General features: G+C 57.6%; 16 protein-coding genes and 1 tRNA gene. 5 read left to right on the top strand and 12 right to left on the bottom strand.

Features of this window, described 5'->3' with window-relative positions:
• Position 1: 1 nt before the first annotated feature.
• On the bottom strand, positions 2–448 hold the full coding sequence (locus ACR0BI_RS13615; protein WP_255611717.1) for a DUF302 domain-containing protein: 447 nt from the start codon (positions 446–448) through the stop codon (positions 2–4).
• Positions 449–568: 120 nt separating this feature from the next.
• On the opposite strand from ACR0BI_RS13615, the gene hisF reads away from it, so the two are divergent.
• The 3 genes from hisF to ACR0BI_RS13600 all read left to right on the top strand — a co-directional run bounded on the left by hisF (position 569) and on the right by ACR0BI_RS13600 (position 2,262).
• Complete coding sequence (hisF, locus tag ACR0BI_RS13610; protein WP_170392081.1) at positions 569–1,330, top strand: imidazole glycerol phosphate synthase subunit HisF; 762 nt, start codon at positions 569–571, stop codon at positions 1,328–1,330.
• Positions 1,327–1,644, top strand: coding sequence for a phosphoribosyl-ATP diphosphatase (locus ACR0BI_RS13605; protein WP_480562381.1), 318 nt, complete (start codon positions 1,327–1,329; stop codon positions 1,642–1,644). Before hisF ends, ACR0BI_RS13605 begins: the two co-directional genes overlap by 4 nt.
• 69 nt (positions 1,645–1,713) lie before the next feature.
• Positions 1,714–2,262, top strand: coding sequence for a hypothetical protein (locus ACR0BI_RS13600; protein ID WP_170661969.1), 549 nt, complete (start codon positions 1,714–1,716; stop codon positions 2,260–2,262).
• Between the two features lie 53 nt (positions 2,263–2,315).
• On the opposite strand, the gene ACR0BI_RS13595 is transcribed toward ACR0BI_RS13600, so the two are convergent.
• The 5 genes from ACR0BI_RS13595 to rlmB form a co-directional block, all read right to left on the bottom strand.
• Entirely contained in the window at positions 2,316–2,732 is a 417-nt protein-coding gene (locus ACR0BI_RS13595) for a VOC family protein (RefSeq protein WP_170392087.1), read from the bottom strand.
• Positions 2,733–2,852: 120 nt separating this feature from the next.
• Positions 2,853–3,323 carry a CoA-binding protein gene (locus tag ACR0BI_RS13590; protein WP_170392089.1) on the bottom strand — a complete coding sequence of 157 codons (471 nt, stop codon included), beginning with the start codon at positions 3,321–3,323 and terminating at the stop codon, positions 2,853–2,855.
• 291 nt (positions 3,324–3,614) lie between these two features.
• Entirely contained in the window at positions 3,615–3,986 is a 372-nt protein-coding gene (locus ACR0BI_RS13585; RefSeq protein ID WP_255611718.1) for a YHS domain-containing (seleno)protein, read from the bottom strand.
• Positions 3,987–4,161: 175 nt separating this feature from the next.
• A complete protein-coding gene (locus tag ACR0BI_RS13580; RefSeq protein ID WP_255612144.1) occupies positions 4,162–4,437 on the bottom strand; it encodes a hypothetical protein in 276 nt (91 codons plus the stop codon).
• Positions 4,438–4,449: 12 nt separating this feature from the next.
• A complete protein-coding gene (gene rlmB, locus ACR0BI_RS13575) occupies positions 4,450–5,223 on the bottom strand; it encodes a 23S rRNA (guanosine(2251)-2'-O)-methyltransferase RlmB (protein WP_170625271.1) in 774 nt (257 codons plus the stop codon).
• Positions 5,224–5,339: 116 nt separating this feature from the next.
• Between rlmB and ACR0BI_RS13570 the strand changes: the two genes are divergently transcribed.
• Positions 5,340–5,423 (top strand) — tRNA-Tyr (locus ACR0BI_RS13570).
• 86 nt (positions 5,424–5,509) lie between these two features.
• On the opposite strand, the gene ACR0BI_RS13565 is transcribed toward ACR0BI_RS13570, so the two are convergent.
• From ACR0BI_RS13565 to ACR0BI_RS13540, 6 genes are all read right to left on the bottom strand, one after another.
• Positions 5,510–6,982 (bottom strand): ArnT family glycosyltransferase, encoded by a 1,473-nt coding sequence (locus ACR0BI_RS13565; protein WP_480562382.1) that lies wholly within the window; start codon positions 6,980–6,982, stop codon positions 5,510–5,512.
• A gap of 158 nt (positions 6,983–7,140) precedes the next feature.
• Positions 7,141–7,677, bottom strand: a complete 537-nt coding sequence (locus tag ACR0BI_RS13560) for a DUF2478 domain-containing protein (protein ID WP_480562383.1) — start codon at positions 7,675–7,677, stop codon at positions 7,141–7,143.
• A gap of 72 nt (positions 7,678–7,749) precedes the next feature.
• Complete coding sequence (locus ACR0BI_RS13555; RefSeq protein WP_480562384.1) at positions 7,750–8,415, bottom strand: NnrU family protein; 666 nt, start codon at positions 8,413–8,415, stop codon at positions 7,750–7,752.
• 105 nt (positions 8,416–8,520) lie between these two features.
• Complete coding sequence (locus tag ACR0BI_RS13550; protein WP_480562385.1) at positions 8,521–10,584, bottom strand: ABC transporter permease; 2,064 nt, start codon at positions 10,582–10,584, stop codon at positions 8,521–8,523.
• Positions 10,581–11,630 carry a betaine/proline/choline family ABC transporter ATP-binding protein gene (locus ACR0BI_RS13545; protein ID WP_170392104.1) on the bottom strand — a complete coding sequence of 350 codons (1,050 nt, stop codon included), beginning with the start codon at positions 11,628–11,630 and terminating at the stop codon, positions 10,581–10,583. The genes ACR0BI_RS13550 and ACR0BI_RS13545 overlap by 4 nt, the downstream gene beginning before the upstream one ends.
• A gap of 10 nt (positions 11,631–11,640) precedes the next feature.
• The gene (locus ACR0BI_RS13540) at positions 11,641–12,591 is read right to left on the bottom strand and encodes an ABC transporter substrate-binding protein (RefSeq protein WP_170392106.1); all 951 of its coding nucleotides are present in this window, start codon (positions 12,589–12,591) and stop codon (positions 11,641–11,643) included.
• A 334-nt stretch (positions 12,592–12,925) separates the two neighbouring features.
• Between ACR0BI_RS13540 and ACR0BI_RS13535 the strand changes: the two genes are divergently transcribed.
• Positions 12,926–13,588, top strand: coding sequence for a DNA-3-methyladenine glycosylase I (locus ACR0BI_RS13535; protein ID WP_170563841.1), 663 nt, complete (start codon positions 12,926–12,928; stop codon positions 13,586–13,588).
• Positions 13,589–13,628 lie beyond the last annotated feature (40 nt).

Raw genomic sequence — 13,628 nt, 5'->3', positions numbered from 1 at the left:
GTTATTGAGCAGCGGCGGCGGTCAGTTTCGCCAAAGCGCCGCGCATCTTTTCGATGATGGGGGATTTCTCTACTTCGTCGAGCTCGTCCATCGTCTCTTTCGGATCTTCATAAGCCAGCCAGACCTGTCCGTTTGCGTCTTCGTAGGCCTGCACCTTCAGCGGCAAGAACAGCCCCGCGCGCGGGTCGATCTGCATGGCGGGAGTGCCCAGAGCAGGGTTGCCGAAAATCAGCACCTGATTGGCCGGGATTGGCGTTCCGACCTTTTCCGCCCCCGCCGCGTGATCCACGCGGGCAAACACGGTGGCGCCCGCATTACCCACGGCGGCTTCCAGCGCGTCCAGCGCCTCGGCCACGGATTTGTTGGTTTCCACTTTGATGATGTCGTCAGCCATGGCGGACAGGGCGCCTCCGAATGTGAGAATTGAAGCCAAAAGAAGTTGTCGCATCTGGGTAATCCTTTTCATAAATTTCACCCCTAATTTCCATGGCTTCGCGACAGATCACAATCACAAGTCTGGCATCGGCGGGGCTTTGCCGGTACAGGTGCCCCGAGCAAAGGAAAGCCCATGCTGAAAACCCGCATCATTCCCTGTTTGGATGTCGCCGATGGCCGTGTGGTCAAAGGTGTGAATTTCGTTGGCCTGCGCGATGCCGGTGACCCCGTGGAATCGGCCAAGGCATACGACGCCGCCGGAGCGGATGAGATCTGCTTTCTGGACATTCATGCGACGCATGAGAACCGCGGCACGATGTTCGATGTGGTCCAACGCACGGCAGAGCAGTGCTTTGTGCCTCTGACTGTAGGTGGTGGCGTGCGCACCAAAGATGACGTGCGGGCCCTGTTGCTGGCGGGGGCTGATAAGGTCAGCTTTAACTCGGCCGCCGTCGCGAATCCGGACGTCATCGCCGAAGCAGCGGATCAGTTCGGCAGCCAATGCATTGTCTGCGCCATTGACGCCAAGACCGTCAGCCCCGGCAAGTGGGAGATTTTCACCCATGGCGGGCGCAAGCCAACAGGCATCGACGCGGTTGAATTTGCCAAAACCGTTGTCGCCAAGGGCGCGGGGGAAATCCTGCTAACCTCGATGGATCGCGATGGTACCAAGGCCGGGTTCAACCTGCCTCTGACCCGCGCGATCAGTGACGCGGTGGAAGTGCCGGTGATCGCCAGCGGGGGCGTGGGCAATCTGGACCATCTTGTCGAAGGTGTGACTAAAGGTGGGGCCAGCGCGGTGCTTGCCGCCTCGATCTTCCATTTCGGCGAATACACCATCCACGAGGCCAAAGAGCATATGGCCGCCGCTGGCATTCCGATGAGGCTGACATGAGCATTCTGCACGATCTGGCGGCTACGATTGAAGCCCGTAAAGGGGCAGACCCAGACAGCAGCTGGACCGCCAAGCTGTTGGCCAAAGGTCCCGAGAAATGTGCCGAGAAATTCGGCGAAGAAGCCATTGAGGCAATCATCGAAGCCGCCAATGGGGACAGGGAAAAACTGACCTCCGAGGCGGCTGATGTGCTTTATCACCTGCTAGTGATGCTGGCTGCGCGCGATGTTGCGCTGGATGATGTGCTGGGCGAACTGGCCCGTCGACAGGGCACCAGCGGCATCACGGAAAAGGCATCCCGACCAAAAGACTAAGCGGGTTTCGTGCGATGACCCGGCCCGCTATACTGCGGCTTCGGGTGCATTGAGGCAAAGGACGCGCAGATGATCAGAGCTTTGGTGTTCGCGGCAGCGCTTGCCACCCTCGCCGCCTGTGCCACCCCTCCCCCGTCTTCCGGAGATGAGGTCCAGCGGCTGGCGGCTGAAATCCAAAGCCTCGGCCCCGATATCGACCCGGAAGAGGCCACCCGCGCCGCCCGCATCGCCTATGCCTATACTGCGCAACTGGCGCAGGAATACGAGATCACCGACCCTCCGCTTATCCATAACGCCAAGGTCAACAAGGGTCTGCGTCCGCGTGGTCTGTGCTGGCACTGGGCTGAAGATATTGAGCGGCGACTGGATCAGGAGCAGTTCCGCACTCTGGAAATGCACCGCGCCATCGCCAACGCGGATAACCCGTTCCGCATCGACCACAGCACTGCCATTATCAGCCGCAAGGGAGAGAGCATGTACGAAGGCGTCGTCTTGGATCCCTGGCGCTATGGCGGAGTGCTATTCTGGTCGCCCCTGGTTGAGGACACCCGTTACGAGTGGGTTCCACGCGAAGTGGTTCTGGAAAAGCGGCGACAGGAACAAGCATCCAGCCTGTGAGACTGAGCTTCTGCGAGCAGCGATCGAAGCGCCACAGCGACCCGACGAAAGCGTTACCCGTCGCGCCCAGGCTCGTTTGGATTGCTGGAAAACAGCGCGATTTTGTTGCCCTGAGGATCGCGCAGATAGCCGACATAGAAATTCGGACCATACGAGGCGCGAAAGCCCGGCTGGCCTTCGTCAGACCCGCCTGCGGCAAGCGCAGCGGCGTGAAGGTCGCGAACCTGCTGTTGGGTGCGCGCCTCAAACGCCACCATGGACCCGTTGCCAGCCGAAGCCGCGCCTCCGTCAAAGGGTGATTTTACATAGAACTCGGGCTGAACCGGGGATTGCCCCGGCGGCACTGGCAGCGCATAGCTCAAGTCTCCGTGATACCGCTCCAACGCATAACCAAGGGCGGGCAGGAACGCCGAATAAAACCGCTCGGCACGCGTGATATCGTCAACACCAACAGTCACATAAGCAATCATTCCGCATGGTCCTGTCTTATTGGTTTGCTGAATGGGTATAGGTCAATTGGACCTCCCCCTCAACAAATGCACCATTTCTGTTCAATTCAGGCCGGGACGTAGACACAAACGTCAGGGCCGTCACAGCTTGGACGAAATCACTCCAGTCGCAAACCCACCCATACGCAGTTCGCCAAACAAGCGCTGATATTCGATCTTGGGGCAGCGGTTCATGACTACGTCGATATCGCGGGCCTGCGCTTTAGCAGCGGCCTCGGCATGTTCAACTCCGATCTGCATCCAGATGGTGCGCAAGTCGGGAAACGCATCCAGCGCCTCGTCGACAATGGGTGGCACGGCCTCGGAGCGGCGAAAGATGTCAACCATATCGACGGGCTCGGGAATATCGGACAGCGAAGCCTGCACCGTCTGGCCAAACAGCATCTTGCCTGCATGGCCCGGATTGACCGGAATCACCCGATATCCCTTGAGCGACAGATACCGCGCCACGTAATAGCTGGGCCGCACCGGGTTCATTGAAACCCCAACCACCGCAACCACTTTGGTGCGCCTAAGGATTTGGGTCAGAACATCGTCGGAGTAGTCATTCATGAGCACACCATAAGCAAGCGCATGCAAAGAAAAAAGCGCCCAGGAAACTCCTGAGCGCCAGTTGTTGGAACGAGGGACAGTGAAATGACCCGCGGCAGTTCCATTCCGCGGTCACTGTGACATTTAAGCATGAGTTTTCTAAAAAAAAGAGGTCGCGCGCATTTTTGTGATGACACTTCACAAAAGGCGGAATGCCGCCGAATGAAACCGTGCGCATTTCCTTCGGCGATCATGGTCAGAACGGCTCGTTACATAAGCCGCGCGCCGGTCTAAAGCCAAGAGCAATAGGCTTTATTGGTAAAGAACCGCAGGCCAATGCCCCTCGGCCTCGCGGATGTAATTGGTGACATCGCGTTCCCAGATACGTTCGATCGCTTCCGAGTGGGTCAGATATAACCGCCCATCCACAATCTGCCATGCCATGGGATCGGTACTGCTTAGCAGACCTTTCGCCATCGCATAGGCGCAGTAACCACCAAACTGCGGGGCATAGGCGCGCGGATTGCGTTCAAATCGATCGCGATTTTCCTCTGACGCAAACCGCCAAATCGCACCCTTCCACATCAGCGCTATGTCGGGCTGACCCAACTCTGGTGCTCCAGCCTTGAAATAAGAAACCGCATCATAGCCTGAGACCGCCATCCCATCGTCCACGTAGAACATGGGCATTTCCTGCGCACCGACGACAGAGGCAAACGGGGTACAAGAGAGACTGATCAAGAAGGAACGTCGAGACAACATAGGTGATTCACTGGATTGCGGTTAGAGGGCTTCAAGATGCATATTTCAAACCGTATCTGAAACCCCCATGACGCCGATGTGAACTGGCGTGCGGTTGTTAATCGAAAACGTCTTCGATCACGTCCCAGGCTTCGTCCAACACCTTTGAGAACAGACCCCGCTTTTTCTTCTTTTTGTATTTTTTGTGCTTCTGTGCCGGCTGGTAACTTTTGATCGGCCGATCTGCCAGTTTGGCTTTTGGCACCATCTTGAGATTATGCAGGGGTGCGCCGCAGCTTGCGCAACTCAGCTCGTGCTGTTGCTTTCCCCGAAGAACCAATGCGGCACGGGTACCGCAATAGCAGCAGGTGGCAATTTTATGTGGAGTGGATATGGGGGCCTCCTGTCATCTGGGTTTGGATGCATATAGTGCGATAGCCGCGGCATTTGAGACGTTCAGAGAACCAAATCCCCCCGCCGCGTCAATTTTTACCAATTGATCGACGGTTTCTTTGGTTTTCTGCCGCAACCCGGGCCCCTCGGCCCCCAGCACCAGCGCCACCGGGCGATCACGCTTGTCGCCCAGCGTGGCTTCTATCGTCTGTTCGGCCTCACCATCCAGACCCAGGACTAAATACCCCATGTTCTGCAGCTCGATGATCGTATCGGCCAAATTGCGCACGCGTAGATAGGGTTGTCGTTCCAACGCGCCGCTGGCAGTTTTTGCCAAAGCGCCGGTCTCGGGCGCTGAATGGTGGCGGGTGCCAATGACGGCGCTGGCGCCCAGCACTTCTGCCGAGCGTAGAATCGCCCCGACGTTATGTGGGTCTGTCACCCGGTCCAGCAGCAGCACACGTGGGTTTTCCTGCCCGATACAATTCTCGGCAAGCCCACCCCATTCCAGCGGCTTGACCTCAAGTGCCGCGCCCTGATGAACCGATCCCGGATCAATCGGTGCGGTGAATTTTCGCGGATCAACGATCTCGGGTACAATCTCCGCAAATTCAATAGCTTCCAGCAGTTTGTCGCGGGCATTGCGCGTCACAATCAGGCGCAGCTTCTGCCGTTTCGGGTTCATCAGCGCGTCGCGTACGGCGTGTAGACCGAACAGCCAGACGGTTTCTGCCGCAGCCGCTTTGCGCGCCTGTTCCTTCTCAACGACCCACTTTGGTTTCTTCATGATACGGGCCTCCGGGCCGGGAATTCGGTTTCCTGCGTCAAAGCGGTATTTTCCTGTTGACGCCCTTTAGACGCGCTAGTAATCACGCCTCCACGTCAGGTGCAACGCCTGACAGTGGGCGACAGGCCGCAAGGTGTGGCAGGGGACTGTAACTCCCTCGCGGAGACGCACGCCTGGTTCGATTCCAGGGTCGCCCACCACTTACTCACCGAAAAAATTGAGCCATTCGTTCAGGCCGATATCTGGGTGATAGCAACGTTCGATGTCAACTTCCATGGTCCCCGCGCTATTGCGACACAGGTCCAAATGACAGCGTCATCTCTTCGTTGTTGTCAAAGCGGTATGGCGCTACCAAGGTTTTCACCTGTGCTGGGTCGACGTCCTTCGGGACATTTCGAGCCGATTCCCAAACCCGAAGAGCAGCATTTGGCGCGCGCGGGTCCCGATCGCTGTAAACAGGCTGATCGGGCGCAAAATAGGCCATGTTTCCGGAAATCCAATTGTCAGCAACAATTGCACTTTCGGGCGTTGTTTGCGCGATTATCTCAGAGGTCAAAGTAGCGAAAGGGGCCGCGCGTTTGGCATCCCCTGCCAGATTGTGATGCAGCATCGCCAGTCCGATAAACACCGCTAGAACGGCGCTGACCTGAGCAAATCGGTTTACGCCTTTACGACCTGTTCTGGGTAGTAGCCACAAACACAGTACGGGGCCGGCATAAATCAAAATCGGTTGCAGCCAGCGATCCTTTACGTTGGTGCTTCCGCTCACAAGCACTACAGCCGCCATAAGTAACAACGCCCAGACCAGTGTACGCGTCATCAATCGCCACAGATCATCGCCTTTGGCGGCCACCCCTTGCCTGAGATAGATCGACCAAAGGACGCCCAGTACGATCAGCAAGAGCGATACAAACCCAGCCGACGCCAAGGCCAGCTCAACCAAGCCTTGCAGCGCGATCAATGTGGTTGGGCCATCGCTGCTCATGTCCAACTTGCGCGCGCTTGCAAATGCGTGTTCGGGATTGTTCAGAACCCATAGCATCGGTGGTGTGACAAGCAATGCGGCGACACCCAACGAAAGCAGCAGTCGAGGCGACCAGAGAGGCTTGCGCGTCTCAGATGCACTGAAAGCCGCCAGCAACATGGCCAGCAGCGCGATCGCATAGTTGTATTTTGACAAACTTCCCATTGCCACGACTACGCCCAGCAAGACGAATCCCCAAGTCGTCGGTTTGCGAATTAGCCCCCAAATCACCGCGAAGGTCAGAACCGAGCAGAGATTGGCCAGAACGGTATGCGTCAGCGCGCGTTGCGCCTCCCAACTAAACTGATAGAGCATCAGAAGTGACAGGACCGACAGCCCTGCCCACAGTGGCGCATGACGGGTTCGTATGGTCAGGTACAGCGCGACAACCGTCGCCAGCAGCATCCCGTTCTTCAGCAGTGACAGCCCTAATATGCCGGGACCGGTTATCTGAAAGATGCCCCATTGCAGCCAGGCATAAAGTGGCAGTTGCGGGCCGTAGCCCCATTCCAAGCGGCGCGCATCAAGAAGTATCTCAGCCTCATCCAGACCAAGCGCGCCGCCGGTTGCAACTCGCAATACGACATGAAGCAGAAAGTAAGCCGTTACTATGCTTAACCAGAAGCGATCTGTCGACATCAACCCATCAAGACGGGATTGCTTCGCTGCCGGGTCATCGACCCCGCAAGCGGCTTCCAGAGATCGCTCATCTGAGACGCACTGATCTTCGATCATGGATAAGCCCATTTCGTCGGCACTCGCCCAGGATACCTGGCCGCCGGATTGCAACTTTGACCGAAGCTAGACCCGATGTGTGGGCTCAAGTCCACCATTTTTGCGGCAGTTGGGCGCGTGAAACGAAGTGCTTCGCTTAGTCGGTCGAAGCGCGGGCTTTAGTTGCCAGATGCCTCGGCGTGTTGCACGTCGGTTTGGGATATTTTGTCAAACCACTCAGTCAGGCTGCTGACATCGGGGCCAAGCGCCTCGGCTATGCCGCCGGCGAATTCCTGAAACTTTTCAATGTTCAATTTATTGACGCCCACCAAGACGGGAATTTCACGTTCAAGAGCGTCGGCGATAATCGGGCGAAAGCCCCGCCCGTCCGCCTCGTGCTTTCCGAACTTGTTGATGATCAGCAATTGAGGGCTATCCTCAAGCGACCGCGTCACGAGGCCGACGGCCCGTTCCAATTCAGCCGGATCCAGACGGCAACCCCGAGCGTTCTTGCCAAGGGATTGTGAGATGCGAATGGTTTCCCCGGTCGGCAAGACTTTCAGATCCATATCGCATTTATATCCGTCGGCACATTCGGTGTTGGTCTGCACAACCCCGGCAATCGGTGTTCCGGCCTGCACAAGACCATCCGCAAATTCGCTAAGCAGGCGATCGGTTGCGCCGCGATCGGTTGTCGTAACATAGGCCAGATGCATTTTTTGGACCTCAAAGTTCAATTGGTGACGTTTCAGATAGCACGCGTCGGCTTGTCCGACCACCTTCATCCATCAAGGCAGTGGAGAAAGCCCGATCACCGATGCGTGCAGGTGGAGGAGAACCGCGTAAAAAGCCAAAGCAGTCAACCAGACCCAAAGGCTGGGCCAAGGGCGGGGCGCGCTGAGTGACAGGCGCGCCGTATTGCGGGAAAGGCGTACCCATTCCGTCCCCAAATTGCGCGCGGTGCGGTGATCAATGAGCGCCATGCCCATCGCCGCAAAGCCAGCAAACAAGCCGAACAAGATGACATGCGACAGGCTTCCATTGGCCAACAGATGTGCCAAAGCCCATAGCATCAACGCCGCAAGTATCGGATGACGCGTCGTGTGCAGGATTCCAGGGTTTTCGGGATCGAACGGACGGTGCCCCAGCCCTCCGAATGAGAACGGGTTCCGGATCGACAGGCCCGCAATGGCCAACCAGCAGACTATAGGCATGACCAGCAAAGGCACCCAGCGAAAGATTGGAAGCGGCGGGATCACTTCGACATAGGGCGCATTTGCGGCGGCGATGATCAACCAGGCCAAAACTGCTAGAGAAATCATTGAATAGCTGGCGAAATATGCGCGCTTTCCCATCGTACCGATCAGCCAGCCGCGCACTGCGGGGCGTGCTGGAATCATGTGGCTAAGAAGGAATGTGGCAAGTGCTGCGAGGAAGAGGCCCCAACCAGTCATCGTAATCTCCGAACGTGTTGCGCCCGGTTTAGGCCGTGACAGCGCGCTGGTCTTTGTCCGAAATCAAGTGAGGGCAAAGGGGCGGTTACCCGCCCCTGCCCTGTCTTACAGGCCCAGCGCCTTGCGGCGTTCCTCGGCAAAACCCTGCACCATACGATCAGCGATCAGTGCTAAAATCGCCATGGCGGCACCGGCCGAGATGCCAAGCCCCACATCCGCCTGCCCCAGCGCCAGATAGATCGACTGGCCCAGACCGGTTGTCCCGATCAGTGCCGCAATCACCAGCATGGCAAAGGCATAGAGGATGGTCTGGTTCAGCCCCAGTAGGATGGTCGGTGCGGCATAGGGCGCGCGGACGTCGCGCATGATCTGCCATTCGGTCGCGCCGCTGGAGATTGCGGCTTCCATCATTTCCTCGGGTGTGTTGACCAGCCCGTGTCGCGTGTAGCGGATCATCGGGACGATCGCGTAGGCACAGATCGCCAGGAAGGCCGAGAACTCACCGATCTGAAACACCATCAGAACCGGGATCAGGAACACAAACAGTGGGATCGTCTGCAGCATATCACAGATCGGGCGAACCACTTTCCAGACCGGCCCCCAAACTGCGCTGGCAAGACCGATCAGCCCTCCGACCACTGCGCAGGAAAACACTGCGGCACCGCTGAGGTAGAGCGACAGGAGTGCCCGCTCCCACAGGCCTGAAACGAGGATGGTACACAGCAGCCCAACCGACAGCGCCGCAAGACGCCAGCCACCCGCGACCCAACCCAGCGCAGCCGCGCCCGTCAGGACAAACGGCCAAGGCAGGTTTGATATGCCGGTTTCCAGCATGCCGATCAGGATAAGAACGATCAGACCGCCGGTCAGATGCCCGCGCCACGCCATCAGCAGAGCGATAGCCGCACCAGCGGCGAACAGACCCCAGCTCATGCTCGGGGTCCACTGGAACCCCCAGGTGAACGGTAGTACAGCCTGGTCCAGACCGATCCGCAAGGGCAACAACACATAGAAGAGAGAGTTGTTCTTGAGTGCGTCCAGCCAAGGCCCGTTAGCCTGCGTAAATGAGGTCAGGCCGGTGTCAATCGCCTCGGCCATCGGGTCCAGAACTGTAAGGTCAGACGGGTTCGGCAACCGGGACCAGAAGGCAGCGGTAAACAGCACTGCAAAGCCCAGCATCGCCCAGACAACGCGGCTGTCATATCGCTTGCGCTCGGTCGCCAAAGTGCCGCTCATCCGGTCGATGATCACTGCGAAGACAACGATGACCAAACCGGCCATGAGGGATTCACCGAACTGCGCCTTGCGCATGGTTAACAGAACTTCCCAGCCGATGTCGTTGAAGCCGCCGATGACGGCGGCGATGATCACCATCGACAGCGCGGCCATCAGGCATTGGTTCACACCAACCATGATCTGAGTCGTGGCAGCAGGAATTTCGACCTGAAAGAGCTGCTGCCAGCGCGTCCCGCCGGACATGATCGCAGCTTCTTTGATTTCGGGCTCTACCCGTTCCAGCCCCAGCATAACGTTGCGAGCCATAGGTGGCGCGGCGTAGATGGCCGAGGCGATCAGGCCAACCACCGGACCGAAGCCAAACAGAAGCAGCAGCGGCGTCAGATAGGCAAAAGTCGGCACCGTTTGCATGATGTCCAGTACGGCCTGAACAAAGGCCTTCACACGTGGCACTTCATTGGCAAGAATACCGATAGCCCCGCCCATAATCAGCGCCACGGGGACAGACACGGCGACAAGGGCCAGCGTATTCATGCTCTCGGCCCAATAGCCTGAAGCCAGAACGAAGCTGAGGCCAAAGAACCCCAGCGCCGCCATCGGCAAACCGCCCAGATACCAACCCAGCGCAGTGACGACCCCAATCAAGATCGGCCAGGGCGTGCTGCCGAGCACGTAGTTTGCAGCATTCATCGGATACGTCATCAGGTCCGAGAACAACCGCATCGCCGGTTTAATGCCATTCAGAAACCAGTCGAGAAACGCCCCAACCCATTGCGTTGCAGGCAGTTCCCATTCTTTGGGCCATGTGACCAGCCATGGGGCGACGCCTTCCAGCGCAAGGCAAACCGCGCCAACGACAAGGGTAATCAGCGCGGCCTGCGCCCCAGCCGTCAGGCGGGCCTGCCGCGCGGGGATATCCGTCACAGCGGTCATGCTTCATCCACCTGCAAAGCTGCGGCGAGATCGGACGGATGAACCGTACCGACAATATTGCCGTCTGCATCACGGACAGGAACGGGTTCATACAGCTCCATGCAATGCGCGAGCGCCGCGTCGAGCGTCATGGATGTGGTCAGGCCCGGATCATCCGGCCCACGCTCAGCATCATCACGCATGACCGAAGCAACCTTAGCATGCTGGCCTTTGGCGACGTCCTTAGAAAATTCGCGCACGTAGTCGTCTACGGGACGCAGCACGATATCCGTCGGCGTGCCGATCTGAACGATTTTGCCATCGCGCATAATTGCGATGCGGTCGGCCAGTTTCAGCGCCTCTTGAATGTCGTGAGTGATAAAGACGATGGATTTCTTCAACGTCGCCTGGATGCGTAGGAATTCATCCTGCAGCTGGCGGCGGATCAAAGGATCAAGGGCCGAGAACGGCTCGTCCAGAAACCAGATATCGGGATTCACCGCAAGGCTGCGCGCGATCCCTACGCGTTGGCGTTGACCACCCGAAAGCTGCCGGGGAAAGCTATCTTCGCGGCCTTCCAAGCCGACCAGCGAGATTACTTCCTGCGCACGCGCCAAACGTTCCTTTTTACCGACGCCTTGCACACGCAGCGGATAAGCCACGTTTTCGGCCACGGTCATATGAGGGAACAGGCCAAAATGCTGGAAAACCATGCCCAGCTTCTTGCGCCTTAGTTCAGTCAGGGTCTTCTTCGATGCACCGATGACATTCTCGCCATCCACACGGATCTCGCCGCCCGTACCGGGCAGAAGTTGCGAAATGCAACGAATCAGCGTCGATTTGCCCGAGCCGGACAGGCCCATGATGACAAAAAGCTCGCCTTCTTTGACCTCGAAATTGGCATCCTGAACAGCGGGGATAAACCCCTGTTCGCGCAAATCGGCGGCGGCTTTGTCAGCGTCACTCCCTGACCGAGACAGCGCGTCGGTCAGAGCTTTGTCGGCACCTTGGCCAAACACCTGCCAGAGATTCTGGCAGGCGATGGCTGGCGTATTCGCTTCAGTCACTTAAGCGGACTCACTGCGTTGCCGCGTCAACGACGGGGCGCCATTTGTCTTCATTCTCGGCCATCCATGCCGCGACGACTTCTTCGACCGCGCCACCATCTACGTCGATCGCCCCCATCATTGGCTGCTGGTCTTCGACCGAAAGCTGATAGTTAGTAAGGATTTCATAGGCAGCGGGCCACTTGTCTGCCATGCCGCTCCAACCGGCCTTGAAGATACGTGACGGCGAGAAATCGCAATCATTCACTGCGTTGGGGTTCGGGCCCCAAGACGGATCGTTAAAGCACGCCTCTTCGCCTGCAGGCAGTTCGACAAACTGTACGTCATATGCCGACATCGCCCAATGTGGCTGCCAGAAGGTGATCAGCAACGGCGACTTGCGCTCGGTCGAGGCGCGCAATTCGGCGATCAAAGCGCCCTCGGAACCCGCGGGGACCGCTTTGAACGGCAATTCAAGACCGGTCATACGATCCGCGCCGGGCGTACCCCAATCCGCTGGGTAATCGACCAGACGGCCACCGGGCAGAGTTTCAGCCGTAGCAAAAACTTGCGCACACTCTTTCAGCGCTTCCCACGCAGGCAGGCCCGGGCACAGCTCCGCTACATGTGCCGGGTAGGCAATGCCTTCCTTGGCATCAAGCCCTAGATCGCCGATTTCAACAACGGTGCCTTCATCAATCTTCTTGGCATATTCGTCGGACACGTTGGACGACCAAATTTCCAATGTCGCGTCAATGTCCCCATCGGCCAACGCCTGGAACTGATTCATCATCCCGGCGGTCACGTATTCTACGTTATAACCGGCGGCCTTCAGCATCTCACCTGCCACATGGGTGGTCACATGTTGACCGGTCCATTCGTTGATCGCCAGCTTGATCGGTTCATCGACCGCGCCCATATCTGCGGCATGGGCCGCCCCGGCCACTGCGATAGCCAAAAAGCTTACGCTTAGCTTTTTCATAACAACAACTCCCTGTTTTTTACGTTTGCCCCATGGCGATATCGAGCCCGCCCAGGATCATTTGTGGTCACAGCACATTTCGCAACATGCACAAGTTTAGCCGAAAAAGGAAAGGGAACAGTTGTTCCGGGTCCGACGCGCTTCATCTAGCGTGAAACCACGACCCATCCCTGCTGCTCCACTCGGCAATACATACACTTAACACCGTCAGTTCGGAACCGTCAAAGATATTGATTGACTAGTCAATATAAAACACGCGCTTCATCTCAAGATCTGATTTGCCTTGTCAAATCTTCTTAATAAGGCAGCATCTGGATAAGGGAGGGTCTGGGAGATGCGTCACTTTGAAAAGATCTACCAGATATCGGCTGATCGCCACGGCGGCCCCGCCGAACTGGAAAGCAAGCTAAGCAAGCCTAAACCAATCGCCGAATTGGTGTCGATGTCAGATGATCGCTGGTTATCGATTATTACGAAAACCGTGTTCCAGGCAGGGTTTAACTGGAAAGTGATCGAATCGAAGTGGGACGGATTCGAAACGGCATTTGACGGCTTCGACATTGGACGCTGCGCATTCATGGATGACGAGAAATTCGACGCACTGCTGCAGGACACCCGCATTGTCCGCAACGGAACTAAGATTGCCACAGTGCGCGACAATGCCGCGTTTCTGCTAGAACTCCGCGCGGAAGGTGGCGTCGGGCAAATTCTGGGCGGGTGGCCATCACAGGATTATGTCGGCTTGCTACAGATGCTCGCCAAGCGCGGATCACGGCTTGGCGGTGCTTCGGCGCAGTATGCTATGCGGTTTGCCGGACGGGACAGCTTTATTCTGTCCCAAGATGTAACAGCTCGTCTGATCGCTGAGGGCGTTATCGACAAACCTGCAACCTCCAAAAAAGCAATGGCCGCGGTGCAGGCCGCGTTCAATACATGGATGGGACAATCCGGGCGATCGCTGACGGAAATCAGCCGGGTTCTGGCGATGAGCCTTTGAAAACGACTTGCAGCGCCGAGCTGCCGCATTAGGCTTAATG

The organism is Ruegeria sp. E5, assembly GCF_056534105.1.
This window is presented reverse-complemented; position numbering and strand designations above follow the sequence as displayed.

Excerpts from the sequence above, each read along its gene's own strand:
- ACR0BI_RS13615 (WP_255611717.1), bottom strand. The coding sequence starts at position 448 with ATGCGACAACTTCTTTTGGCTTCAATTCTCACATTCGGAGGCGCCCTG.
- hisF (WP_170392081.1), top strand. The coding sequence starts at position 569 with ATGCTGAAAACCCGCATCATTCCCTGTTTGGATGTCGCCGATGGCCGT.
- ACR0BI_RS13605 (WP_480562381.1), top strand. The coding sequence starts at position 1,327 with ATGAGCATTCTGCACGATCTGGCGGCTACGATTGAAGCCCGTAAAGGG.
- ACR0BI_RS13600 (WP_170661969.1), top strand. The coding sequence starts at position 1,714 with ATGATCAGAGCTTTGGTGTTCGCGGCAGCGCTTGCCACCCTCGCCGCC.
- ACR0BI_RS13595 (WP_170392087.1), bottom strand. The coding sequence starts at position 2,732 with ATGATTGCTTATGTGACTGTTGGTGTTGACGATATCACGCGTGCCGAG.
- ACR0BI_RS13590 (WP_170392089.1), bottom strand. The coding sequence starts at position 3,323 with ATGAATGACTACTCCGACGATGTTCTGACCCAAATCCTTAGGCGCACC.
- ACR0BI_RS13585 (WP_255611718.1), bottom strand. The coding sequence starts at position 3,986 with ATGTTCTACGTGGACGATGGGATGGCGGTCTCAGGCTATGATGCGGTT.
- rlmB (WP_170625271.1), bottom strand. The coding sequence starts at position 5,223 with ATGAAGAAACCAAAGTGGGTCGTTGAGAAGGAACAGGCGCGCAAAGCG.
- ACR0BI_RS13565 (WP_480562382.1), bottom strand. The coding sequence starts at position 6,982 with ATGATCGAAGATCAGTGCGTCTCAGATGAGCGATCTCTGGAAGCCGCT.
- ACR0BI_RS13560 (WP_480562383.1), bottom strand. The coding sequence starts at position 7,677 with ATGCATCTGGCCTATGTTACGACAACCGATCGCGGCGCAACCGATCGC.
- ACR0BI_RS13555 (WP_480562384.1), bottom strand. The coding sequence starts at position 8,415 with ATGACTGGTTGGGGCCTCTTCCTCGCAGCACTTGCCACATTCCTTCTT.
- ACR0BI_RS13550 (WP_480562385.1), bottom strand. The coding sequence starts at position 10,584 with ATGACCGCTGTGACGGATATCCCCGCGCGGCAGGCCCGCCTGACGGCT.
- ACR0BI_RS13540 (WP_170392106.1), bottom strand. The coding sequence starts at position 12,591 with ATGAAAAAGCTAAGCGTAAGCTTTTTGGCTATCGCAGTGGCCGGGGCG.
- ACR0BI_RS13535 (WP_170563841.1), top strand. The coding sequence starts at position 12,926 with ATGCGTCACTTTGAAAAGATCTACCAGATATCGGCTGATCGCCACGGC.